The 22206-nt window shown below is 51.2% G+C and carries 25 protein-coding genes; 6 read left to right on the top strand and 19 right to left on the bottom strand.

Features of this window, described 5'->3' with window-relative positions; genetic code table 11:
* Positions 1-2: 2 nt before the first annotated feature.
* The 4 genes from M662_RS07250 to M662_RS07235 are packed head-to-tail and all read right to left on the bottom strand — an operon-like array spanning position 3 to position 3741.
* Positions 3-1007, bottom strand: coding sequence for an ABC transporter ATP-binding protein (locus tag M662_RS07250; RefSeq protein WP_026578520.1), 1005 nt, complete (start codon positions 1005-1007; stop codon positions 3-5).
* A 3-nt stretch (positions 1008-1010) separates the two neighbouring features.
* Positions 1011-1967, bottom strand: a complete 957-nt coding sequence (locus M662_RS07245) for an ABC transporter permease (RefSeq protein ID WP_008637502.1) — start codon at positions 1965-1967, stop codon at positions 1011-1013.
* Between the two features lie 4 nt (positions 1968-1971).
* Positions 1972-2904, bottom strand: coding sequence for an ABC transporter permease (locus M662_RS07240; protein ID WP_008637501.1), 933 nt, complete (start codon positions 2902-2904; stop codon positions 1972-1974).
* A gap of 12 nt (positions 2905-2916) precedes the next feature.
* A complete protein-coding gene (locus M662_RS07235; RefSeq protein WP_008637499.1) occupies positions 2917-3741 on the bottom strand; it encodes a M55 family metallopeptidase in 825 nt (274 codons plus the stop codon).
* A gap of 212 nt (positions 3742-3953) precedes the next feature.
* Between M662_RS07235 and M662_RS07230 the strand changes: the two genes are divergently transcribed.
* Positions 3954-4406: an RDD family protein gene (locus M662_RS07230; protein WP_026578519.1), complete on the top strand. Its 453-nt coding sequence runs from the start codon at positions 3954-3956 to the stop codon at positions 4404-4406.
* Positions 4407-4491: 85 nt separating this feature from the next.
* Here the strand turns inward: M662_RS07230 and fosB are convergent, their stop codons facing one another.
* From fosB to M662_RS07210, 4 genes are all read right to left on the bottom strand, one after another.
* The gene (gene fosB, locus M662_RS07225; RefSeq protein ID WP_026578518.1) at positions 4492-4914 is read right to left on the bottom strand and encodes a metallothiol transferase FosB; all 423 of its coding nucleotides are present in this window, start codon (positions 4912-4914) and stop codon (positions 4492-4494) included.
* On the bottom strand, positions 4911-5114 hold the full coding sequence (locus tag M662_RS07220) for a hypothetical protein (protein WP_026578517.1): 204 nt from the start codon (positions 5112-5114) through the stop codon (positions 4911-4913). Before M662_RS07220 ends, fosB begins: the two co-directional genes overlap by 4 nt.
* Before the next feature lie 102 nt (positions 5115-5216).
* Entirely contained in the window at positions 5217-5513 is a 297-nt protein-coding gene (locus tag M662_RS07215) for a putative quinol monooxygenase (RefSeq protein ID WP_026578516.1), read from the bottom strand.
* A 98-nt stretch (positions 5514-5611) separates the two neighbouring features.
* Positions 5612-7975 carry a penicillin acylase family protein gene (locus M662_RS07210; protein ID WP_035388476.1) on the bottom strand — a complete coding sequence of 788 codons (2364 nt, stop codon included), beginning with the start codon at positions 7973-7975 and terminating at the stop codon, positions 5612-5614.
* A gap of 117 nt (positions 7976-8092) precedes the next feature.
* Between M662_RS07210 and M662_RS07205 the strand changes: the two genes are divergently transcribed.
* Both M662_RS07205 and M662_RS07200 read left to right on the top strand, forming a co-directional pair.
* On the top strand, positions 8093-9097 hold the full coding sequence (locus M662_RS07205) for an aldo/keto reductase (RefSeq protein ID WP_008637481.1): 1005 nt from the start codon (positions 8093-8095) through the stop codon (positions 9095-9097).
* Between the two features lie 118 nt (positions 9098-9215).
* On the top strand, positions 9216-9692 hold the full coding sequence (locus M662_RS07200; protein WP_008637477.1) for a DUF456 domain-containing protein: 477 nt from the start codon (positions 9216-9218) through the stop codon (positions 9690-9692).
* Between the two features lie 80 nt (positions 9693-9772).
* On the opposite strand, the gene M662_RS07195 is transcribed toward M662_RS07200, so the two are convergent.
* The 5 genes from M662_RS07195 to M662_RS07175 all read right to left on the bottom strand — a co-directional run bounded on the left by M662_RS07195 (position 9773) and on the right by M662_RS07175 (position 15950).
* Positions 9773-10237: a helical membrane plugin domain-containing protein gene (locus M662_RS07195; RefSeq protein WP_008637472.1), complete on the bottom strand. Its 465-nt coding sequence runs from the start codon at positions 10235-10237 to the stop codon at positions 9773-9775.
* Complete coding sequence (fdhF, locus tag M662_RS07190) at positions 10238-13177, bottom strand: formate dehydrogenase subunit alpha (RefSeq protein WP_026578514.1); 2940 nt, start codon at positions 13175-13177, stop codon at positions 10238-10240.
* Positions 13170-13973 (bottom strand): formate dehydrogenase accessory sulfurtransferase FdhD, encoded by an 804-nt coding sequence (fdhD, locus tag M662_RS07185; protein WP_026578513.1) that lies wholly within the window; start codon positions 13971-13973, stop codon positions 13170-13172. The genes fdhF and fdhD overlap by 8 nt, the downstream gene beginning before the upstream one ends.
* 104 nt (positions 13974-14077) lie before the next feature.
* On the bottom strand, positions 14078-15271 hold the full coding sequence (locus M662_RS07180; RefSeq protein WP_051348963.1) for an MFS transporter: 1194 nt from the start codon (positions 15269-15271) through the stop codon (positions 14078-14080).
* Between the two features lie 79 nt (positions 15272-15350).
* The gene (locus M662_RS07175) at positions 15351-15950 is read right to left on the bottom strand and encodes a DUF2087 domain-containing protein (protein ID WP_008637459.1); all 600 of its coding nucleotides are present in this window, start codon (positions 15948-15950) and stop codon (positions 15351-15353) included.
* A gap of 162 nt (positions 15951-16112) precedes the next feature.
* Between M662_RS07175 and M662_RS07170 the strand changes: the two genes are divergently transcribed.
* Complete coding sequence (locus M662_RS07170; protein ID WP_026578512.1) at positions 16113-16979, top strand: YitT family protein; 867 nt, start codon at positions 16113-16115, stop codon at positions 16977-16979.
* A 65-nt stretch (positions 16980-17044) separates the two neighbouring features.
* On the opposite strand, the gene M662_RS07165 is transcribed toward M662_RS07170, so the two are convergent.
* From M662_RS07165 to M662_RS07155, 3 genes are all read right to left on the bottom strand, one after another.
* A complete protein-coding gene (locus M662_RS07165; RefSeq protein WP_008637454.1) occupies positions 17045-17410 on the bottom strand; it encodes a DUF4870 domain-containing protein in 366 nt (121 codons plus the stop codon).
* Between the two features lie 257 nt (positions 17411-17667).
* On the bottom strand, positions 17668-18234 hold the full coding sequence (locus tag M662_RS07160) for an NADPH-dependent FMN reductase (RefSeq protein WP_008637453.1): 567 nt from the start codon (positions 18232-18234) through the stop codon (positions 17668-17670).
* 25 nt (positions 18235-18259) lie between these two features.
* Complete coding sequence (locus tag M662_RS07155; RefSeq protein WP_026578510.1) at positions 18260-19318, bottom strand: LLM class flavin-dependent oxidoreductase; 1059 nt, start codon at positions 19316-19318, stop codon at positions 18260-18262.
* Positions 19319-19439: 121 nt separating this feature from the next.
* Here M662_RS07155 and M662_RS07150 point away from each other — a divergent pair, with 121 nt between their 5' ends.
* Positions 19440-19769 carry a winged helix-turn-helix transcriptional regulator gene (locus tag M662_RS07150; protein WP_008637451.1) on the top strand — a complete coding sequence of 110 codons (330 nt, stop codon included), beginning with the start codon at positions 19440-19442 and terminating at the stop codon, positions 19767-19769.
* A gap of 27 nt (positions 19770-19796) precedes the next feature.
* Here M662_RS07150 and M662_RS07145 read toward each other — a convergent pair whose 3' ends face one another.
* Genes M662_RS07145 through M662_RS07135 form a run of 3 tightly spaced genes read right to left on the bottom strand, consistent with a single transcriptional unit; the run spans position 19797 to position 21090 of the window.
* Positions 19797-19988 carry a PspC domain-containing protein gene (locus M662_RS07145; protein WP_026578509.1) on the bottom strand — a complete coding sequence of 64 codons (192 nt, stop codon included), beginning with the start codon at positions 19986-19988 and terminating at the stop codon, positions 19797-19799.
* Positions 19924-20502: an NUDIX hydrolase gene (locus tag M662_RS07140; protein ID WP_081694926.1), complete on the bottom strand. Its 579-nt coding sequence runs from the start codon at positions 20500-20502 to the stop codon at positions 19924-19926. Before M662_RS07140 ends, M662_RS07145 begins: the two co-directional genes overlap by 65 nt.
* 6 nt (positions 20503-20508) lie before the next feature.
* Positions 20509-21090, bottom strand: a complete 582-nt coding sequence (locus tag M662_RS07135; protein ID WP_026578508.1) for a helix-turn-helix domain-containing protein — start codon at positions 21088-21090, stop codon at positions 20509-20511.
* 102 nt (positions 21091-21192) lie between these two features.
* Here M662_RS07135 and M662_RS07130 point away from each other — a divergent pair, with 102 nt between their 5' ends.
* The gene (locus tag M662_RS07130) at positions 21193-22143 is read left to right on the top strand and encodes a DMT family transporter (RefSeq protein ID WP_026578507.1); all 951 of its coding nucleotides are present in this window, start codon (positions 21193-21195) and stop codon (positions 22141-22143) included.
* The last annotated feature ends 63 nt before the right edge of the window (positions 22144-22206 follow it).

Genomic DNA, 22206 nt, shown 5'->3' with positions numbered 1-22206 from the left:
TTTTATGATCCTTTTATTGTTGCCATATAAGTGCGAGCCCGTTCATCCTGCAGCCAGCATTCGACTGCGTGGGTGGTACTAAGCTCGGTGTGAACCGGCTGGACTCTGCCGCATACTTCCATCGCTGCCGGACAGCGGGCCGTGAACGGGCACCCTTCCGGTGGAGCGAAAAGATCCGGCGGAGTGCCTTCGATCGGAATCAATTTCTCTCCTTTTTGATCGAGACGCGGGACCGAGTGCAGCAAGCCTTTCGTATAAGGATGATTCGGTGTATAGAATATTTCCCGCCTCGTCCCCGTCTCAACGACCTTCCCGGCATACATGACCGCGATCCTGTCGGCGATTTTCGCAACGACACCGAGATCATGGGTGATCAAAATGATCGACACTCCCGTCTCCTTCTGAATCTTGCGGAACAGCTGAAGAATCTGGGCCTGGATCGTCACATCGAGTGCCGTCGTCGGCTCATCCGCAATCAACAGCTCCGGTTCACAGATCAGTGCCATGGCAATGACGATACGCTGTCTCATCCCACCGCTGAATTGGTGGGGATACTGCTTCATCCGCTCATCCGGGTTCGGAATACCGACAAGGTTGAGCATGGAAACGGCCTGTGCCTTCGCTTCTTTATTCGATATCTTTCTGTGCTGCTTCAATCCTTCCGTCAATTGATCTCCAACCGTGAGCGTGGGGTTCAGCGCTGTCATCGGATCCTGGAAGATCATCGATATGTCGACCCCGCGGATGCTGCGGATCTGCTTCTGGGACAGCTTCGTCATGTCCTGTCCCTTGAACAAAATCGACCCCTGTTTGATCCGTCCCGGAGGTTCCGGAATGAGCCGCATAATGCTGTTTGCCGTGACACTCTTGCCGCAGCCGGATTCGCCGACGATCGCGAGCGTCTCCCCCTGATACAATTCTAAATTCACGCCTCGAACCGCCTGCACTTCACCACCGAATGTGGTGAAGGAGACGTGGAGGTCGCGGATGTCCAATATCTTCTCCATCTTCTACCTCCTAAGTCTTGGATCGAGGGCGTCCTGCAGCCCGTCTCCGAGTACGTTAAACGCGAACATCGTTGCAGATATGAAGAACGCCGGGAAGAACAGGCGCCACCAGTCTCCGGAAAGAATGACTCCAAGCGCGTCGTTCGCCATCATTCCCCAGCTCGCGTACGGCGACTGAATGCCGAGTCCGAGGAAGCTGAGAAAGGCTTCCGCGAAGATCGCGGATGGAACTGTCAGCGTCATCTGTACGATGATCGGGCCCATCGTGTTCGGAAGCAGGTTCTTCCGGATGATCCGCTTCGTCTTCGCTCCGAACGACTGGGATGCCATGACAAATTCATTGTGTTTCAACTGCAGGACCTGTCCGCGGACAATCCTCGCCATCCCTACCCAGCCGGTGACGGTGAGTGCGATGATGATGGTCAAAAGACTTGGACCCATCACGACGAGCAGCAGGATAACGACAAGCAGATAAGGAAGACCGTAGAGGATTTCAATGATCCGCATCATCACGTTATCCGTGCGGCCGCCCTTATACCCGGAAATCCCTCCGTAGGCGACGCCGATGAAGAAATCGATCAGGGCCGCCATGAGACCGACGAATAAGGAAATTCTCGCCCCGTACCATGTACGAGTGAAGACGTCCCGGCCGAGTTCATCCGTGCCGAACCAGTGGCTCGCAGAAGGCGCCTGGTTTTGGTTGGCCAGCTGCGTCTCCGACACGCTGTGCGGGGAAATCCATGGACCGATCACCGCCATGATGCCGAGCAGCACAAGGAAAACGAGTCCGAACATGGCAAGCTTGTTCTGTCTGAGTCTCCGCCAGGCATCGGCCCAGTAGGACAGAGACGGCCGGACGACCGATTCTGCCTCTTCCAAGTCCTTCTCCTTCGGACGGAACCATTCATCGGGGATCGATGAGTGGTGGTTGTTTGTGTGTTCTTTCTCTAAAGCCGGCATTCCGTCATCGGCCCCCTTCTTTATGTAATTTGATTCGAGGATCGAGTATTCCGTAGGCGATGTCTACAAGGAACAGCATGAAAACGAGAAATGCGCTGTAGAAGACCGTCGTTCCCATGATGACTGGATAATCCCGCTGGTTGATTCCTTCGACGAAATATTTGCCCATCCCCGGGATGGCAAAGATCTTCTCGATGACGAACGTCCCGGTTAAGATACCGGCAAGCAGCGTCCCGAGTATGGTTACAACGGGCATGAGCGCATTCCTTAACGCATGCTTCACGACGACTTTGAAAGGCGACAATCCTTTTGCCCTGGCCGTCTTAATATAATCCTGCGTCAGCGTCTCCAGCATGCTCGATCTGGTCAAACGGGCGATAATTGCCATCGGACCGGTCGCAAGTGCAATGATCGGAAGAATCATGTGCTGGGGCGAACTCCACGTCGCCGCAGGCAGAAGTCCTGCATTGACCGCCAGCTGCTGGATCAGGAAGGTCGCAAGTACGAAGTTTGGAATGGAGATCCCAAGAACGGCGAGTGTCATCGCCAAGTAATCAATGACGCCGTTATGTTTAAGCGCGGCCAGCACACCGAGGACGATTCCGGATACGACGGCAATCAATATCGTCCATATCCCGAGCTCTGCAGAAATCGGAAAACCTCTGCTCAGCAGCGAGTTCACCGAATCATTCGGCTGCTTGATCGATGGACCGAAATCAAGCGTCACAATCGATTTCAAATAGAGAACATACTGGACGGCAAGTGGTTCATCGAGGTGGTAGAACTCCTCCAGGTTCTGCTGGACGGCTGCATTCGTCGTCCGCTCTTCGTTAAGTGGAGACCCCGGAATGGCATTCATCAGGAAAAACGTGAGCGTGGCGATGATGAACACCGTCACGACCATATAGGCGAAGCGTTTCAAAATATAGGTAAACACAGCTGTCCCCTCCTAGCTTGATGTGGCCCGCATAGCGAGGTCTGTCATGACGAGCATCGCCTGATAGGCTTCCTTGATATCCCGGGCTTGAAAGTGGACGGTCGTCGAATCGGATGCCAGAACGGCCCCCGGCATCATGGCCGCCCACTCGGCTTGTCCATAATTCATGAATTCAATGGCGAGCGCCGGACTTTCCGACGCTCGTAAAGGTGGAACGTTGGATCGGTTATGTATCGCTTCTTTCGTTTTCTGCTGCAGCAGTTCTCCCGCTTTTCTCGGAGTAAGGCTCTTGACGGCTGCCCGTGTGATCGTTTCTTTGACAGCTGCCGTCGTCACGTTCGGCAGGAGGTCTTCCGCTTCCATCGCAGCCTGATCATCCCCTGCGACCATCAGGACAGGCACACCGTAGTGACCTGCCATGTAGGCATTGAAGCCGAGTTCCCCCACCGCCCTCTCGTCCACGTAAAAGTTACGGACCCCGAAGGTCATGGAGTGGGACAGTACCCCTTTCATGGCTGCGCGTGCATGGTAGCCGATGAACATCGCTCCGTCGAAGCTCTCATCGAGCCCTTCGACCATCGAATAAGGTTTCGCTCCTCCCGTAATCAAGAGAACGTCCGGATGCAGGTCATCGATAAGCAGATTATTCATTTTGGAATGGCTGTCATTGACGAGAATTTCCGTGGCTCCGTTTTCATAGGCCGTATGTAGGACGTAATTGACTTCTTCCGTCATTATTTTTCTTGCCCGTTCGTAATTGTGCTTCGACGAATCGACGAACGTGTGATCTGGAATACCCGTGATCCCTTCCATATCAACGGAAAGGTATAACTTCATCCCGACTCCCCCTTTTTTGTCAATTTTTATAATTTTCAATTAATTTAACAATAATTCCACATATTTGCAAGAGTACAAATACTTAGGATAAGTGGATGAGCCTGTAATACAAGGCTTTTGCCTATATCATTTTTTTCTAAAACTTAGGAAGTTTTAACTTTTCACATAAAAGGTAAATAGTACCAAGGAATATAATAAAGGAGTGGTAGTCCATGAGTAATCCTGCTGGTTTTTGGGTGAGGGTCGGGGCGAGACTTCTGGATGGATTGATTCTTTTCCTTGTCATCAGTCTGGTCTCCTGGCTCATCTATGGCAGCTTCACCTCCACGGATGAGTATCGTCCGACCAACGTCATCGGTCTGCTTTATTGGGTTCTGGTTCCGACAATATGGTCGGGATACACGATTGGAAAGCGAATCACAGGCGGCATGCGGGTAGTGAAAGCAGATGGGAGCGAAGTCTCGCTCGGCACCATGCTGTTGAGGGAAGTGGTAGCAGGACTCGTGTATGTCGTGACCTTGGGCATCGCCCTGATCGTCAGTGCTTTCATGGTCGGGATGAGGGACGATAAGCGAGCTGTCCATGATTTCATCGCCGGCACGTATGTGACGTACGACGCACCGCAGGGAGCCTCTGCGGAAAATGCAGCAGAAGTAGAGCTGTAGGAAGAAGCAGCCGACCTCTCTTCCTCCCAAAGAAGATAAAAAGAAGGTGGAACCAGATTGCTGGTCCCACCTTCTTCTTTTTATCTTATGTATAAAATTTCATATGGGGCATCGCCTCTTTATAATACGCGAGCCGCTTTTCGAGCGTACCGGTGTGGAGTTCGAACTTATGCCCGTCGGGATCTGTGAAATAGATCGAGCTGCCGTCCCGTGTGTCCCTCGGCCTGCCGCTTAGTATGGGGACACCGAGTTCAAGAAGCTCCTCATATGCGGACTCCACTTCCTCTTCTGCAATCGTAAACGCGATATGGGTATAGGACTGATGAATCTCTTCCCGCGGAATATTCTTTTCCTCATTCAAAGCAAGCCACATTCCGTTCAAATCCAAATAAGCCGTCGTCCTCCCCTTCACGAGTAACTTCGCTTGGAAAACCTCCCGGTAAAAAGTGATCGAGCGGTCCAAATCGGCGACAGAAAACAAATAATGATTGACCGGTCCTATGTTCATAAGCGCTCTCCTCCTGTTTTGGAACGCTTCAACGTCTGCAGCAAGTGATAAAGCAGCGAATAAAAAACTATGACGACGATGGAAGCTTTCACGTTCTCCTCCCATAGAATCGAATCTCCAGCTATGTAATCATAAATAGAAAGCAGACTCCACAAGACAAGGAAACAGAATAAGTAACTGAATGTTCGTGCAAAACTCATAAAAAACGATCCTCCCTTCCTTCATTATAGAGGAAGAACAGGAAGTCTCGTCAAGGTTTCATAGAAAAACCCCCATGCAGCGAGCCGCACAGGGGATCCGGTTTATTTCTCTACCTTGTTTCCTTCATAAATATTCAAATCCATCGGTGCAGTCAGCAGTTCCTTCGCTTTTTTGACGAAGTTCTGCAGATGGGAGGATTTATTGTGCTCCTCCATAGCGGCGGCATCTTTCCAAATTTCAATCATCTGATAGACGTTTTCTTTTTCTGTGTCTTTCATGAGATTATAGGACACGTTGCCTTCTTCTTCACGGGAACCTTCCATAAGCGCTCTTGTCGCCTCCAGGAATTCCGGCTTTTTCTGTGGATCCACCTCAAGGGTTGCATGAATGATGTACATGGGATCTCCTCCTTTTCACAACTATCAAGACTCCTCCACGAAGGAAGGATTTATAGAAAACTATACGCCTCCTGCCCACAGGAAATCAAAAGATTTGTTTATGGAGTCAGAGTCAACGTTTCCCCTTCGTAATCGGTCATACTCGTCTTATGGTATCCGCCTTCCACCCAATCCATCATCTGGTCGTGGTACCAGTCGCTCCGAAAGTGACCCGACTGACCTGGACCAACGACGTGGTAGGCTTCTGTTGGATCTTCCATATCGATGACGAACCGCCACGAGGCACCATGATTGACGATCCCGTCATCGTTGAACCCTGCAGCCCTGACCGTTACGCGGCTTCCGCTGACAGGCTCCGGGTCGCCGGGGTTCAGGAAGCGTTCGAGAAAGCCGATGCTGGAAAGCGGATGCGTGAATTCAACCGCGTGCCCGTCCCCCCACGTCCAGGCGGAAGGATCCTCCCCATACATTTCCGTCAGTTCCGTGATCGTCTTTCGGAATGACGACTCCAATACTTCTTCCACCCCGCCGGCCTTTTCCATCCAGCGGGACTCTTCCCCATCCTGGACCATGCGAAGCAGTTCGTCCGTTGTCTGCGCAGATCCGCCGAACAGTCCACGCATGTCTTTTGAAATATCCTTATACAACACGTCCTGCATCGTTAACATCCAATGGTGAAAAATGAGCGGCTGAGCAAGTCCGGCATCGTCTTCCAAATTCCAGTCCTTCATGAGGGCGAGGCTCTCTCGTTCGATGTCGTTCCAATCCCCATTCATCGTTTCCGTCATATAGCCGAGGAATTCTTCCGCCTGCAGGTTCTTCACATCCATCTGCATCGCCTGAAAGTCCTCCGGCGTCATGTCATCCTCCGCCTGAATCATCTCAGCGATCCGCTCATATCGATAAGGCTGTGCCCAGTTGTGACTGATATGATAGGGATAATCGTCGTTTGTAATTTTGTTATTGGCTGTCGCGATAAAGCCCTCTTCCGGATTGACAGACGTCGGCAGCTCGTCGAAAGGAATGAATCCTTTCCACTCCGTTTCCTTCTTCCAACCCGGGAGCGGCAGCAGCGCGTCATCCGGATTTTCATAGATCGGAATGCGGCCGTTCGCTTTATAGGCGATCGTTCCATCTTTATCGGCAAACACGAAATTTTGAGCAGGAGCGAGGAACTTCTCCAACCCTTTTTCAAAAGAAGACCAATCATCCGCCCGGTTGATCTCCATGACCGCTTCCAGCTCCGTTGTCGGATCGAGCGCCGTCCACCTTAGGGAAAGCACCTCATCCTTGCCCGTCTCTTCGGCAAATTCGCTGATGACCGGTCCGTGACGCGTTTCCAGCACCTCTAATTCGACCGTGTCTCCATCTTTGACCTCAATCGGTTCGGCGATCACCTCCGCCTGCTCCCACTCCCCTTCGAATTCGAACTGCGTAGGATCGTCCGGATTACGCTTTTCTACGTAAAGCTGCTGCACGTCCGGACCGACGTTGGTTACCCCCCATGCGATATCTGCATTATGACCGAGGATGACCCCCGGCACTCCCGGGAATATAACGCCCGAAACCTGGTAATCAGGAGCCTCCAGCTGCATCTGGTACCAAATCGATGGTGTGGCGATTCCAAGATGCGGATCGTCCGCAAGCATCGGTGCGCCCGATTCTGTCCGCTCCCCGCTCACGACCCAGTTGTTGCTGCCATTGAACGGCTCCGGAATGACTGCCTGTGCAAAGCTCTCTTCCATATCCACTGCTGACAGGACGGTCGGCGCATCTTCCGGGTATGATGAAAACAGCTCGTACGCCTCTTCTTCATCGAAGTTCTGCAGAAGGTACGCATGGAACGCCTGCCGCTCCCAGTGCCCGCCTAAGTCAAAGGCCATATACTTGCCGATCGTGATGGAATCAAGCGGTGTCCAAGGCTCCGGTTCTATGCCCATCATTGCAAATTCCGGCGGGAGCGGCTCTTCTTCCATAAACGTATTGACCCCATCTGCAAAAGCCTGCAGATCACGGATCGTCTCCTCTGAATAGACCTCCAGCGACTTTTCTGCCGCCCGGCGCAGACCCAGTGTCCGGAAATAACGATCCTGATCCACCGTCGCTTCCCCGACGACTTCGCTCAACCTTCCCGATGCCTGCCTGCGAGCAAGCTCCATTTGAAACAGGCGGTCCTGAGCCTGCACGTACCCTTGGGCCCGGAATAGATCCGCTGTATTCTCCGCTTTAATATGAGGAACCCCGTCCGCATCCCTTGTGATGGTCACCTGTCCCTCCAAACCGTCCAGCTGCTTTTCCCCGCTGACCTGCGGCAGGCTGCGGTTTATGTAAACGTTTACAAAAATAAGCGCCGAAACGACTAATAAAACGATAACCCCCGCGGTCCACAGCGTCACCTTCTTCCATCTTTTCCTGCGTGGTTGATGGTCGTCCCATTTCCTTACCGTCTCCACTGCACTCATCCCCCTTTTCTCCTATTATACCTTACTTGTTCCGGAAGAATGCGAGAACTTATGATTACTAGATTGACCATTCGGGTAAACTACACCCATATGCTCGACTTGGAGGTGCTTATGATTATGGAAAAAATAAATATCAGCAATACTTCTATGGAAGCAAGCCGAATCGGTCTTGGAACATGGGCGATCGGCGGCTGGATGTGGGGTGGTACCGACGAGAAACAGTCTATTGATACCATCCATAAAGCGCTGGATCATGGGATTAACTTCATTGATACAGCTCCTGCATACGGCTTCGGTCATTCCGAGGAACTCGTAGGAAAAGCCGTCAAAGAATATGGAAACAGGGAGGATATTCTCCTCGCTACGAAAGTCGGCATCGAATGGAAAGAGGACCAGGCGTTCCGTAACGCCAGCAAAGAACGGATCCATCAGGAAGTGGAGGATTCCCTCCGCCGTCTGCAAACCGATTATATCGATGTTTACCAAGTGCACTGGCCGGATCCTATGACACCGATCCACGAGACGGCCGAAGCGCTTAATTATTTATATAAACAAGGGAAAATCCGCGCCATCGGGGTAAGCAACTTTTCTCCAGAGCAGATGGATACGTTCCGGGAAGCGGCTCCTCTGCATACCCTGCAGCCGCCGTACAACCTGTTCGAGAGGGACATTGAATCAAAAACGCTCCCTTACGTTCAGGAACATGACCTGACATCCATAACCTACGGATCACTGTGCCGCGGACTTCTCTCCGGTAAAATGACCGCTGACAGGGAGTTCAAAGGCGATGACCTTCGTAACAACGATCCGAAATTCCAGCAGCCGCGCTTCAAACAATATCTGGATGCCGTGCACGAACTGGATCAATTGGCGAAGGATCGTTTCGGCAAGAACGTCCTTCATCTCGCTCTCCGCTGGGTACTCGATCAGCCTGGATCCGGCATCGCCCTCATGGGAGGACGGAGACCGGACCAACTGGACCCTGTTCAGGAAGTGAGCCATTTTGAAATCGATCAGGAGACGCTGCAGGACATCGATGAGATTCTGCTGAAACATGTCAAAGACCCCGTCGGACCGGAGTTTATGGCCCCACCTGATCGTCAGGAACTTGGTATGAAATAAAGGACAGAAAGTCGGGCTCCTCTGAGACCCGGCTTTTTTAAATGAACCGTTGCTGAAACCGAACCGTTTGTTTATCGTAAAGTAGATGTACGAAAGAAAATTTAGGAGGAAATGAACGATGGATGTATTGATTTGGGTAATTATCATCGCGTGTTTCATCGCGAGCTTTGCAAGCATTATTTTTCCGATCATTCCCGGACCGCTCGTCTTGTGGATCGGATTTCTCGCTTACTATTTCTTTTTGAACGGAGGAGCCTTATCGATCTTCTTCTGGATCGGCATGGTCATCTTGACCGTTCTGTTAATTGTTTCTGATATCATTGCCAACAGCTACTTCGTCAAGAAATACGGAGGCAGCAAATGGGGAGAACGGGCGGCAGCTGTCGGTGTCATTGTCGGTTCTTTCATCATCCCCCCGTTCGGCATCCTGATTGTGCCGTTCCTGGCCGTCATTGTCGTAGAGCTCATCCAGAAAAGAGCTGCAGAGGAGGCATTCAAGGCGGCCGTCGGCTCTCTATTCGGGTTCCTAGGCGGCACCGTGGCGAAAATCGTAATTCAAGTCATCATGATTGTATGGTTCTTCCTGGAAATTTAATTAAGGCCGGGCTTCCATTTAAATATAACCATAAAAGAAACGGGTCTGCGCAGACCCGTTTCTTTTCTAATTCTTCTTATTTATTTCCCCATCCCTTTCAGGAAGGCTAGGAGCATCGTGATGCTGCGGTTGATTTCCGGATCTTTCAGCACTTTGGCAAGGTCGAGGATCGACGTTTTTTCTTTGTATCCTTCCCCCTCCATCTGTTCAATCCCGTTATTTAATCGGGAAGAAAGGTCGCGCAGGCCGGATACGTTCAAATCTCCAAGCAGAAAGATGAGCTCTGGGATGTTGTTCAGTAAGGGTTCATACTGGTCTTTATCAATTTCCTTCACCACATTGGCAAGCGCCTCGTCTTTCGCCTTCAAGAAGGCCGTCGCTGTATCCAGTGTCCCTTCCTCATCAAGCGTCCGGAGCAGGCGGATGCCTTTCAGGATGGCATCCTTATTGTCAGCGACCGCTTCCCTGACTTCCTGAACATCTTTTTCGATCTGCGTATCCCGGGATATTTCCATCCGCTTAATATTCGTGATCGCCTTCGCCATTCATCGTTCCCCCTGACTGCCCGGGAATACATAATCTTCCCGCTGCCATTTTTTCTTCACCTGTACACTGATCTGTGGTACTGGATCGCCTCTTCGGTGGTTGTTGGAAGGAATCGGTGATTTCCCTTTCTTCTTCAGCACTTTCATTTTGACCGCTATCTCCTTATATGCCGGGGTATTGCTGTCCTTGTCAACACGGTTGTCTGTCAAATAATTGACCGCTGATTTTCCGTTATCATTCAAAGGCAGGAAGATTTCCTTGCCGCGGACGCGGTCGGTAACGGTGACGACCCCGGTCGCTTCCCCCGCCTCCGATATCAGCTTCACTTCCGCTCCTTCTTCGATACCACGCTCTTTTGCAAGTTCCGGCGAGATTTCGATGAAGGCGTTCGGCGTCTTGCGCCGGATACCCTCTGACTTATAGGTCATATTCCCTTCGTGGAAATGTTCCAGCAGGCGGCCGTTGTTGACGTGAAGGTCGTACTCCTCATCCGTGTCGTACATCAATTCATACGAGAGAGGATACAGTTTCGCCTTCTTATCGTCGAATGGAAAACCGTCGAGGAACAAGACAGGCTGATCACTTCCGTCTTCGGCTACCGGCCACTGCAGCGACTGATACCCTTCGAGGCGATCATAGCTTACGCCCGCAAACAACGGGGCAAGTCCTGCCGCTTCTGCCATGATTTCTCCCGGGTGACTATAATTCCAGTCATAGCCGAGCCGCTTGGCAATCAGCTGGATGATCTGCCAGTCCGGCTTCGTTCCTTCCAGTGGATCAAAGCTGTTGTAGAGCCTCTGGATTCTCCGTTCGGTATTCGTAAACGTCCCTTCCTTCTCCAGACTCGGAGAAGCAGGAAGAACAACATCGGCATATTCTGCCGTCTTCGTCAGGAATAGGTCCTGTACGATGAAGAGGTCAAGCTTCTCAAAGGCACTTGTGACATAATTGATGTTCGCATCAACGACGCCGGTATCTTCTCCCATGACATACATGGCAGATAAGTCCCCTGCATGGATCGACTCGATCATTTCATGGTTGTCCATCCCCGGGTCCTTCGGAATAGAGACGTCCCATGCTTTCTCATATCTGGCACGTGCTTCGTCGTCTGTTGTCTTCTCGTACCCCGGGAAGAAGTCAGGCATACTGCCGAAATCACTGCATCCTTGGACATTGTTATGCCCGCGCAGCGGATAAGCGCCAACGCCGGGGCGTCCATAGTTCCCTGTAATAAGAAGCAGGTTACTGATTGCCGTACTCGTGTCACTTCCGAGCATATGCTGCGTCACACCCATTGCCCAGCATATGACGACAGATTCTGATTCAGCGATCTCCTTAGCGACATCTTTAAGCTCGGATACTGGAATACCGGTCAAGTCACTGGCATATGCAAGCGTAAACGGCTCCAGGCTCTCCAGATACTCCTCAAACCCGTTCACCCACTGATCCAGAAACTTTTCGTCCTGCCAGCCCTGATCGAGAATATACTTCGTCACAGCGGAAAGCCAGACAAGATCCGTTCCTGCTTTCGGACGGTAAAAGCGGTCCGCCCGCTTCGCCATTTCATGCTTACGGAGATCGAAGACGAAAAGCTTCTGGTCAAAAAGCTTCTGGGAACGCTTGATACGGGAAGCGAGCACCGGGTGGGATTCTGCCGTGTTCGAACCGATAGTAATGACGAGCTTACTTTTCGCTATATCATCGATGGATCCTGAATCGCCGCCGTAGCCGACCGTCCGGAACAAGCCTTTCGTCGCCGGTGCCTGACAGTAGCGGGAACAGTTATCGACGTTATTCGTCCCGATGACCTGGCGTGCCAGTTTCTGCATCAAGTACGATTCTTCATTGGTCGCTTTGGACGAGGAAATGAATGCGAGGTGATCTGCCCCTTTTTCCGCTTTGATCTTCTCCATCCGGTCCCCGATGAAGTCGATCGCTTCTTCCCATTCCACTTCCTCGAATTGATCGCCGCGACGGACCAGCGGCTTGGTCAGACGCTCATCACTGTTGACATAGTCCCAGCCGAACTTCCCTTTGACACAGGAGGAAATTCCGTTTGCCGGAGACTGGGCGTTCGGTTCCACTTTAAGAATCTGGCGGCCCTTCGTCCATACGTCAAACGAGCAGCCTACCCCGCAGTACGTACAGACGGTTTTCGTCTTGTCGATCCGGTCCTCACGCATCGCTGCTTCCGAATCGGATACGGCAAAGAGCGGACCATACCCCGTCTCCACTTTCTTCGTAAGCTGGATCATCGACTTCAGAATGCCGGGCTCGGTATCCGTAAGAAAACCGGCTTCGCCCTCCATGCCCTTCTCCATCATTGCGTTACACGGACAAACAGTCGAACACTGTCCACAGTTGACGCAGGAAGACTGATCGATCGGAACATCATTATCCCAGATGACGCGTGGTTCTTTCCTGTCCCAATCGATGGTAAGGGTTTCATTGACCTGGACATCCTGGCAGACTTCTACACATCGTCCGCACAAGATACACTGATCCGGATCATACCGGTAAAAGGAACCAGATTCATCCTTCTCATAGCTCGTCGGTTGAAACGGCCGCGACTGGTGCTCCAGTCCGAAATCCGCCATCGTGTTGTGAATCTCACAAGAGCCGTTATTATAGTCACACACCGTGCAGTAAAGCTCATGCTTCTCAAGAATCCGGTCCAGCGATTCCTTCTGGGCTTTATGTACGTGAGGTAGTTTCGTCTGGACTTTCATGCCTGCCTTGACTTCTGTACCGCAGGCACGCGTAAGCTCGCCGTTCACCTGGACGATACACGTATCACACGTCTGGATAGGTCCGAGGGATTCGTTGTAGCAGATCTGCGGCACCTGTTCCCCTGTCGTATTGATCAAATCCAGTAAATTTTGTTCCGGGTCTGCTAAATATTCTGTTCCGTTGATGGTCACCACTGTGTGCTCATTCAACCGAAACGCCTCCTTTCGATGATTCCTTGATTCGACTCGGGTGTGTATAAACGTTCATCCGCCTTCCACGGACGAAGCCGACGGCCGTTATATGGAGGTCCTCGGCCAGCTGGAGAGCGAGGTCCGTCGGTGCCGATTTGGACAAAAGGAAACCAATCCTCATCTTCGACACCTTCAATAACACTTCCGAAGATATCCGCCCGCTGAACAGGACGGCGAGTCCCCTGTGTTCCATTCGCTCCATCAGGAGGTACCCGTAAAGTTTGTCGAGGGCGTTATGCCGTCCGATGTCCGTGTACGCCTTCATGATCTTCCCGTCTTTCGCAATGGCTGCCTGATGCACGCCGCCGGTCTCGTGGAACGTCTCTGCTTCCCTATGGAAAGCATCCATCATGCGAAAACAGGTGTCCGGCGTATAAGCGGTATCATCGACCGCCGTCCTCGCCGTAGCAGCATCATTCTTGAAATAGAACGCCCGGCTCTTGCCGCAGCAGGAACCGATCCACCTTTTCTGGCCTTCCCCGCTGACGGCAATCGGTCGATGTGTTTCTGCGTAGGCGATACCGCGGTCCATGTCGATCGTAAGCTTTTTGATATCGTCTGCTTTCCGGATGAGCCCTTCCGATGCGAGAAAACCGGTGACAAGGACTTCCAAATCGATCGGTGTACACACCATCGTCGCGAATTCGTTGCCGTTAATAAAGATGGTCAATGGATATTCCACCGCCACGATATCTGACTTTCTGTCTGCTTCTTCTCCTTCATAACGGTCGATCGTCCACGGTGTCGTCTCCATTCGGATTCCTCCAATTACCAAAGTCTACCTCTATATATTCCCATTATTTCGACAAAACAAACGCCCGCCACCGTTCTGGTGACAGGCGTGCTGACTGCATTCTTCTATCCCGTTATTTCGCTGATTCCCTTCCCATTTCCTGCTTCGCCGGCACTCTTTTTTTTATACTGGAAAAGCAAATAAAGCACAACTGCTCCAATCATACCGATCAAACCGCCGCTGAAGCCGACCAGCCTCTCATGGAAATGATCGATGAGCACACCCGAAATGAACATGACGAGGCCGATTTGGACATTCGTCCAGGATTCAATGCGGCCGAACACCCGGCCCTCTTCTCCGGCAGGTGTCGATTTCATAATGTAACTGTCCACCACCGCACCGGCTGCTCCACCAATAAAGGAAACAAAGAAAAATGCAGCTGCGAGCAGCGGGAACGATGTCATTTGACTGGCGGCCGACTGTCCGGCTCCTTCCATAAAAAGCAGCAAGAACGCATAGGTCAATAAATGCTCTCCCTTCAACCTCCTGGTCACATAAAAGCTGATCATCATCCCGGCTCCGAGTGAGCCGTACAGCAGACCGACCCCCAGTTCTCCAAGGCTGAATAGCCGCTCGCCATAAACGGTAATCATAAGATTGAACACACCGTCCATCGCTGCTCCTATCAAAAGGAACGCCACCGCGAAACCGATTCCGCCTTTCCAACGGAACTTCGGAGGAGATGCTTTTGTGACAGAGACCTTGCGCTTATCCTTCAGCGGCAGCAGGAATAATGCAGCGCCAAGAAACGATGCCGCATTAAGAAGGAAGGCGAGCGAGCCGCCGAATAAGTAGCTGACGATCCCACCGGTGATCGAACCGCCGATCAAAACGATACCAAGAAGCGCCTGCTCCCGACCGTTGACCTCAAGGATATCCTTCTTCTCCACGATTTGTGCAATCATACTTTTTCGCACCGGCTGATAAAACGCCTCTCCGCTTGCAAGGACGACCATTCCGACAAACAGGATCCATACGTCCGCTTCTGATCGGACAAACAGAAAGGATAGAGCAAACGGGAGACGGCACAAATCGGTAAGAATCAACAGACGCTTCTTGCTCCATCTATCCGCCAGCCGTCCCGCAAACGGCGAAAGAAGCAGATAAGGGAGGACGCGGAGCCCCAAGGCTGCCCCCACCGCCATTCCCGATCCCGTCAGCTGCAAGAGAAGCGTCAGTACAGCCACCTGGCTGAAACGATCCCCGACGCCGTTTACAATTCCAGCGTAAAATAAATATCGATATGGATGATTTTTCATTTCCCTCCCCCTTATTAGACGAATATCTAATTAGATATTCAAAAGAAAACCGCCCTTCCAGGAGCGGCTGCATCCGGTCTCACCCAATATGATCGGGAACGACCACCGGCCACATAGCTTCCGGATTGCGTTCATACTTCCCGTTTTCCCTGTATACGAACTGCTGCATGACCCATTCTCTTCTCAGCGTTGCGGGATCATCGAAGAAGGTGCGGATATACGCATTGATGTCCTTCTCCTCATACACTTCGCCTTGTTTTAATCCCTTTACGAAATAGCTGAGAACGACATTTTTCTTCTTCAACTGACTAGGCAGGTGCTTCAGCTTTCCATCTATCGTGATGAAACTGCGGATAATCTTTCTTTGGTCGGAGTCATCGACATGAAGTTCCTGCGCCTTCCATCCGCTGTCGTCCCCAATCCGAAGAATCGCTGTCGACATCATCTTCAGCCGTTCCTCATCCAAATGGAAGTACACCGTATTTTTATCGCGCCTGGCATACACCATCCCCGTATCCTTCAGCTTCTTCAAATGATGGGTGATCGTCGGCGGCTTTAAACCGAGCTTTCCTGCGATCGCCTGCCCGTGCAGCGGCCCCTGCCTTAGCATAGCGATGATCCTGAGCCTCGTCGGGTCACCGACCGCCTTGTGGAAATGAACCATTTTATCCAGCTGCATCCCTTTTCCTCCTCAACTAATTTAATATGTATCTAATTAGATGATAATTAAATTAGGTCGTTAGGTCAATGTTTTATTTCATAAAAATGGTATAATAGAAAAGAAGTATCCGAGTTTAGGATAAACAAAAGTCATGGTACTGGAAAGAAAGGTTGATCGTTGTTGGCTACTATAAAGAAAAAAAGAATACTTCGAGAAGTAAGATTCCTCATTATGATCACGATCGGTGCGATGATCGCAGCCGCGGGTCTTGAATTCTTCCTCGTCCCGAACGACATTCTCGACGGAGGGGTCATCGGCCTTTCCATCATCGCTTCGGAACTTACCGGCTGGACGATGAGTATCTTCCTCATTCTCTTGAACCTGCCATTCCTATACATAGGCTACAGGAAAATCGGGATGAAGTTCACGATGCATACCCTCTACGGAGTCGTCGTACTCTCGTTAAGCACTGCTTACCTTCACCATTTTGAACCGGTGACAGATGACCTGTTCCTGGCAACGGTGATCGGGGCCGTCATTCTCGGCACAGGGGTCGGGCTCGTCATCCGAACAGGAGGAGCACTCGATGGTACAGAAATCATCGCCATCCTCGTCAGTAAAAAACGGCCGGTTTCCGTCGGCCAGTTCATCATGGTCGTCAACGTATTCATCTTCATACTGGCCGCGCTGCTCGTATTCAGCTGGGAAACGGCCATGTACTCGATCATTACGTATTATATTGCTTATAAGATGATCGACATTGTCGTGGAAGGGCTGGAAGAATGGAAATCGGTCACCATCATTTCCGAGAAACCGGAAGAGATCGCCGACTCCCTTCTTGACCAGCTCGGCCGTGGAATGACGTATATTCAAGGGGAAGGGGTCTTCTCTAAACAGCCGAAGAAAATTATCTACACGATCGTATCACGGATCGAACTGTCCACTGTCCGCTCGGTCGTCGATGAAATCGATCCGAACGCCCTCGTCGCCATTGAAAACACGACAGACGTACGCGGGTCCAACTTCGACACCGGCTCTCCCCACTAAAACCAATCGGCGCAACATAGGCAGTAAAAACAAAAAAGAACTTCCAAATGGAAGTTCTTTTTTGTTTATTTATGCACTTTTCGGAGCTGGTCTTCCGCCATCCTGCCGAGGACGGGCAGATGATAGCGCCCTCCCTGATAAGCCTTGTACATAAGAAAAAGCCAAAGGATGAAGGAAACCGGCGCGATCAGGATGCTTACAAGCAGGCCAAGGACGGGAACGAAATTCAGCACGATGGTCAGAAGGAAAATCCCTCCGAAGACGAAAATCGACTGGACAGCGTGGAAGCGGATCGTCTCGTTCTCTTTCTCGATGAGCAATAGGACAGTGCCTGTGATAAAACCAAGCAGATAAGCTAACAGACTGCCGACATTCTCCTGCAACCCTGTGGATGACCGCCGCGGACTCATTTCCTTCGGCCCTGGAGCCATTTCGACCACTCCTTCTTCCATAATAAGAGCATAGGATGTAAAAGTTTTCTGATTATTCTGTAATTTTATTATACGAAGGATGTCGAAACCCGTCAACAAAAATCGAAAAATAACTGCTTCCTATCCAGTACGGCGGGAAACAAGAAGGAGTGCACGGAAGAGATCGGGATCCGGAGAATAGAGCACTTTCCGTGAGTCGTGCCATTTCCCGGAGTCCGCTCTTGCCCCCATCCCCTCTTCATTAAAGCTCCGACCTTTTAGAAGTCATAGTCCTCTTCCCTCTTCTCCAACATCTGCTTGTACGTATCGGCAAGCAGTTTCGTATCTTCGACGAGACGCTCGATCCGAAATAGAACGTCATCATTCACGATCGCTTTCCCTCGGAAGTCCTCTTCGACGAGAAAAACGAACGTCTGGACGATCTGTGCTTTCATATAGGACAGAATCGGTTTCAGCTGCTGCTCTGCAATCAAATAGTGCTTGGATGAGCCTGCCGTGACGACAATGCTTACGACTTTATCAAGGAAAGCATTGACCGGAAGCATGTCGAAGACGTTCTTCAGCGCACCGGGAATGGATGCTTGGAATATCGGCGTGCCAATGATCACAGCATCGGCTTCCATGATCGTTTTTGTCACGTATCCGGCATCCCCTTCATATTCCAAGTAGTTGCGTCCATCGCTGTATGGAATGTCATACTCAGCCAGATCAAGCAGCTCAAAGCTGGTATCCGGATATTTTTGTTTCCACTCTTGCTCTACCTGTCCCAGCGCGGTTCTTGTTTTCGAACCGACGACGGAACCGGAGATCGCTACCGTTTTCATCCCTGTATTCCTCCTTGTTTCTTCTTTATTTTCCTTTGGTGTATTTACGGACAGCGGGCAGGATTTCTGTTCCAATCAGATCGATGTTCCGCTTCAAGTGCTTCAAGGGCATGCCGCCGAAGTCGATTTGAGCCAGGTAACGCTGATGTCCGAACACTTCCTTCTGATAGAGAATCTTCTCGATGATCTCCTGCGGACTGCCGACATTGATGACGTTCCGCTTGTCTCTCGCCTGAGCAAAGACCTGCTTCGGAAAACCCTGTCCGTTCGTCTTCTTCATCCCTTCGTTTATATACGGATACATCGTACGCAGTGCCTCCTGTGTCGTATCTGCGGCAAAGAAGAATCCGGTCGTTCCCACAGGCAGTTGGGCAGGATCAAATCCATGCTCCTCCGCGGATCGACGGTACGCCTCCACCCTGCTTTGAAACACACCTGCCGGACCTCCAAGGGCGGCAAGCATCATCGGAACGCCCGCTTCTCCCGCTTTCCGGGCGCTTGCAGGCGTTCCTCCGACCGCCCGCCAAATCGGAAGAGAGCCGTTCTTCGGCCGCGGCAGCACTTCTGCGTTTCTGAGCGGCTTGCGGAATTCCCCGCTCCAGTTGACTACTTCTTCCCTGTTCAATTGAAGAAGAAGGTCGAACTTCTCTTCGTATAATGCCTCATAATCCCGTACGTCATAACCGAGCAGTTCAAACAGTCCGACTCTCGATGCACGGCCGGCAATGATTTCCGCCCGGCCGTCCGATATAAGATCGATGGTCGCAAAATCTTCATACACCCGGACCGGGTCCGAGGTGCTGATGATGGTCGAGGAGCTTCCAATTTTAATGTTCTTCGTCGCCTGAGCAACAGCAGAAAGAACCACGGCATGGGCCTGGGTCGCAAAATAATCCTGATGGCTTTCTCCGACACTGAAAAAGTCGATGCCGGCTTCATCTGCCAGTTCAGCAACCTCTATAATTTCCTGTATCCTTTGTTTTGCTGAAATACGTTCGCCTGTATTCGGGTCCGGAAGGTGATCGCCGAGCGTGTATAGCCCGAACTCCAATCCCTGCTCCGGATTAATTCGATAGGACTGCATCGTCATACCTCCTGGTTGAATGATCGTTCCCTTTCATTATGCGCCTCGATGTGGAACGTGTGAAGAACGCACTTCAAAGTGGTATAGTATACTTAAAGATACTGCGGAAGGAGGAACCCTTTTGAATCCACAATTATGCCGCGTGGATGACGCGCTCCAAATCCTTGTCGGGAAATGGAAGCCGATTATCCTGCTGCACTTACTTGAAGAAGATACCCTCCGTTTCAGTGAATTGAAACGCCTCATTCCAGGTATTACACAGAAGATGTTGACCAATCAGCTCCGGGATCTGGAAGAGGAGGACATCATCGAACGGGTCGTCTACCCTGTCGTGCCACCGAAAGTCGAGTATTCGATAACGGAGTACGGCCGTACGCTTCACCCTATTCTTGATGCCATGCATGCATGGGGAACCAATCATCTCCAACGCAAAGAAGCCAAACATAAATAAAGACCGCCTGGAGTCTATCTCAGGCGGTCATATTTGTTTGTCTGTCGGCATGACGATCGCTGCGATGATGTAGATCAGCCACGTCATCCCCCCGGTGAAAAAACCGGAGACAACGAGCAGGATCCGCAAGAGACTGACATCAATGCCGTACATCTCACTGACCCCTCCGAGCACTCCTGATACTTGGGAATCTTTCGTCGAACGATAAAGCTTCTTCATACCTTCTCCTCCTTCCACCTAAAATAATTCCTGTACGTAAGAAAGCGCGGGCACAAACAAGCCTGTTCTCCCCGACCATCGCTTCCAGCTCCCGCCGTGTTACCCACCTGCCCTCCCTAACTTCGCCTTGCTGCAAGACAACCGCTTCTTCCTTAAAATCGTGCTGAAAAACCCAGACATCCATGAAATCTTGAAACTCCGGTCTGCATACAGATTTCTCCAACGAACCGGATGCATCCTGCAGATCGATACCGATTTCTTCCTTTACTTCCCGAAGCGCTCCTGTATAACTGTCTTCCCCAGTAGTCACCGATCCACCCGTTCCTTCCCAATACCCGCCGAAATGCTTCTCCGGGGCACGCTTCGTCACGAACACTTCTCCCCTGCTGTTTTTAATCCAGACATGCACAACTATGTGATACTCCCCGGCAGCCATCGGCCGGCCGCGTTCCACCGTTTGCCCTGTCTTCCGGCGCTTTTGATCATAGATATCCCAAAGTTCGACTGGAGCCATCTCCCTTCATGCTTTTGTATAAATCATGACAAAATGAAGCACCGCTTCTTCTTTTCCCCTGTTCCGATATCCGTGCGGCTGGTCAGCGTGAAACTTGATCGAGTCGTGGACGTTAAGCGGATAGACTTCCTCTCCTACCACGACTTCCGCCGCCCCTTCCATGACCGTCACGAACTCGATCACACCGGGTTGATGGGCTTCCGCAGTGTAAAAGCTGTCCGGTTTCAGAAAAGCACGATGCGTCTCCAACGAACCGTAGCCGGAGTTCGTAAACATCGGTTCGAGCGTCAGCGATTCATCTGCGCTCAATACTTTACGGCCCTCCTGCTTTCTTGAAATGACGACCTCTTTACTGTCAGCGACCAGCGCCGTGATCGGGATGGCGAGTCCGTTTGCAATTTTCCAAATGATCGTGAGAGAAGGGTTCGCCTCCCCCCGTTCGATCTTGCCGAGGGTCAGTTTGCTGACCTGCGTCTTTTCCGCCAGGTCGTTTAACGACATTTCCTTCTCTTTGCGGATATTCCTCAGTTTCTTTCCGACATGTTTGGCGAATGTTTCCGGGTTTTCCCAATGTTGATTATAGTCCATAGCATTCTTCTCCTATTTTTATGTTGCCGAAATCCCACGTATTAAGTATATTATAATAAACCTAAACAAAACTATAATATACCAAAAGGGAGTCCTATTGTTATGAAAGAGCTGTTACTTGGCATCATTTCCTCGATGTTTTTCGCTGTCACGTTCATTTTGAACCGTTCGATGGAACTGGACGGGGGCAGCTGGATGTGGAGTGCTTCCCTCCGATTCCTGTTCATGATTCCGTTCTTATTCTTTATTGTACTCGGTAGAAGAAATCTCCTACAAGTGTTTTCTGAAATGAAGCAGGCCCCCCTGCAATGGCTTACATGGAGCTTTGTCGGATTTGTACTTTTCTATGCGCCGCTTACCTATGCCGCTGCTTACGGACCTGGTTGGCTTGTCGCCGGAACGTGGCAGATGACGATCGTAGCAGGCATCCTTATCGCTCCCTTGATTGTTAAAGGCAAGGGTGTCATGCAGTGGCGGGCACTCGCGATCTCTTCCATCATCCTCTTCGGCGTATTCTTGATACAATTCGAAAAGGCCGCCGACACGACATTTCTTGAATGGGTCGTCGGAGTGCTTCCTGTGCTTGTCGCCTGCTTCGCTTACCCGCTTGGTAACAGAAAAATGATGGCCGTTTGTGGCGACAGGCTGGATACGTTCCAGCGCATTTTCGGGATGACGCTTGCCAGTCTGCCGTTCTGGCTTGTATTAAGTGCCATTGCCGGCGTTCAAGCAGGCGCACCGAGTCCCGGCCAGGTCGTACAGTCGCTGATTGTTGCGGTTTCCTCCGGAATCATTGCCACAACCCTGTTCTTTTTTGCAACGTACCGCGTCCAGCATCACCAGGGGAAGCTGGCTGCTGTGGAAGCGACACAGTCGACGCAGATCCTGTTCGTCATTGTCGGGGAAGCGTGGCTGCTTTCCAGTCCGCTGCCGAGCGGCCTTGCTCTTCTCGGCGTCTGTCTGATTATGATCGGGATCGTCATCCATACGCTGTTCATGAGTTTCCTGAACAAGCAGGCCTCTCCCGTCCAAGCGTTGTCCAAAGCCGAGTAAACAGAATGGTTGGTCTCTTTCCAGGAAAGCACGCATAGGCTTGTGTTAGAGATTTTTTCCTGG

It is taken from the genome of Bacillus sp. SB49 (assembly GCF_000469135.2).
GTDB lineage: Bacteria > Bacillota > Bacilli > Bacillales > Halobacillaceae > Halobacillus.
The sequence above is the reverse complement of the archived record's forward strand: the minus strand, read 5'-3'. Positions and strand labels throughout refer to the sequence as shown.

Bases quoted from the DNA above. Each gene is read 5' to 3' on its own strand.
- M662_RS07250 (WP_026578520.1), bottom strand. From the start codon at position 1,007: ATGGAGAAGATATTGGACATCCGCGACCTCCACGTCTCCTTCACCACA.
- M662_RS07245 (WP_008637502.1), bottom strand. From the start codon at position 1,967: ATGCCGGCTTTAGAGAAAGAACACACAAACAACCACCACTCATCGATC.
- M662_RS07235 (WP_008637499.1), bottom strand. From the start codon at position 3,741: ATGAAGTTATACCTTTCCGTTGATATGGAAGGGATCACGGGTATTCCA.
- M662_RS07230 (WP_026578519.1), top strand. From the start codon at position 3,954: ATGAGTAATCCTGCTGGTTTTTGGGTGAGGGTCGGGGCGAGACTTCTG.
- fosB (WP_026578518.1), bottom strand. From the start codon at position 4,914: ATGAACATAGGACCGGTCAATCATTATTTGTTTTCTGTCGCCGATTTG.
- M662_RS07220 (WP_026578517.1), bottom strand. From the start codon at position 5,114: ATGAGTTTTGCACGAACATTCAGTTACTTATTCTGTTTCCTTGTCTTG.
- M662_RS07215 (WP_026578516.1), bottom strand. From the start codon at position 5,513: ATGTACATCATTCATGCAACCCTTGAGGTGGATCCACAGAAAAAGCCG.
- M662_RS07210 (WP_035388476.1), bottom strand. From the start codon at position 7,975: ATGAGTGCAGTGGAGACGGTAAGGAAATGGGACGACCATCAACCACGC.
- M662_RS07205 (WP_008637481.1), top strand. From the start codon at position 8,093: ATGGAAAAAATAAATATCAGCAATACTTCTATGGAAGCAAGCCGAATC.
- M662_RS07200 (WP_008637477.1), top strand. From the start codon at position 9,216: ATGGATGTATTGATTTGGGTAATTATCATCGCGTGTTTCATCGCGAGC.
- M662_RS07195 (WP_008637472.1), bottom strand. From the start codon at position 10,237: ATGGCGAAGGCGATCACGAATATTAAGCGGATGGAAATATCCCGGGAT.
- fdhD (WP_026578513.1), bottom strand. From the start codon at position 13,973: ATGGAGACGACACCGTGGACGATCGACCGTTATGAAGGAGAAGAAGCA.
- M662_RS07180 (WP_051348963.1), bottom strand. From the start codon at position 15,271: ATGAAAAATCATCCATATCGATATTTATTTTACGCTGGAATTGTAAAC.
- M662_RS07175 (WP_008637459.1), bottom strand. From the start codon at position 15,950: ATGCAGCTGGATAAAATGGTTCATTTCCACAAGGCGGTCGGTGACCCG.
- M662_RS07165 (WP_008637454.1), bottom strand. From the start codon at position 17,410: ATGGCTCCAGGGCCGAAGGAAATGAGTCCGCGGCGGTCATCCACAGGG.
- M662_RS07160 (WP_008637453.1), bottom strand. From the start codon at position 18,234: ATGAAAACGGTAGCGATCTCCGGTTCCGTCGTCGGTTCGAAAACAAGA.
- M662_RS07155 (WP_026578510.1), bottom strand. From the start codon at position 19,318: ATGCAGTCCTATCGAATTAATCCGGAGCAGGGATTGGAGTTCGGGCTA.
- M662_RS07145 (WP_026578509.1), bottom strand. From the start codon at position 19,988: ATGAAGAAGCTTTATCGTTCGACGAAAGATTCCCAAGTATCAGGAGTG.
- M662_RS07140 (WP_081694926.1), bottom strand. From the start codon at position 20,502: ATGGCTCCAGTCGAACTTTGGGATATCTATGATCAAAAGCGCCGGAAG.
- M662_RS07135 (WP_026578508.1), bottom strand. From the start codon at position 21,090: ATGGACTATAATCAACATTGGGAAAACCCGGAAACATTCGCCAAACAT.
- M662_RS07130 (WP_026578507.1), top strand. From the start codon at position 21,193: ATGAAAGAGCTGTTACTTGGCATCATTTCCTCGATGTTTTTCGCTGTC.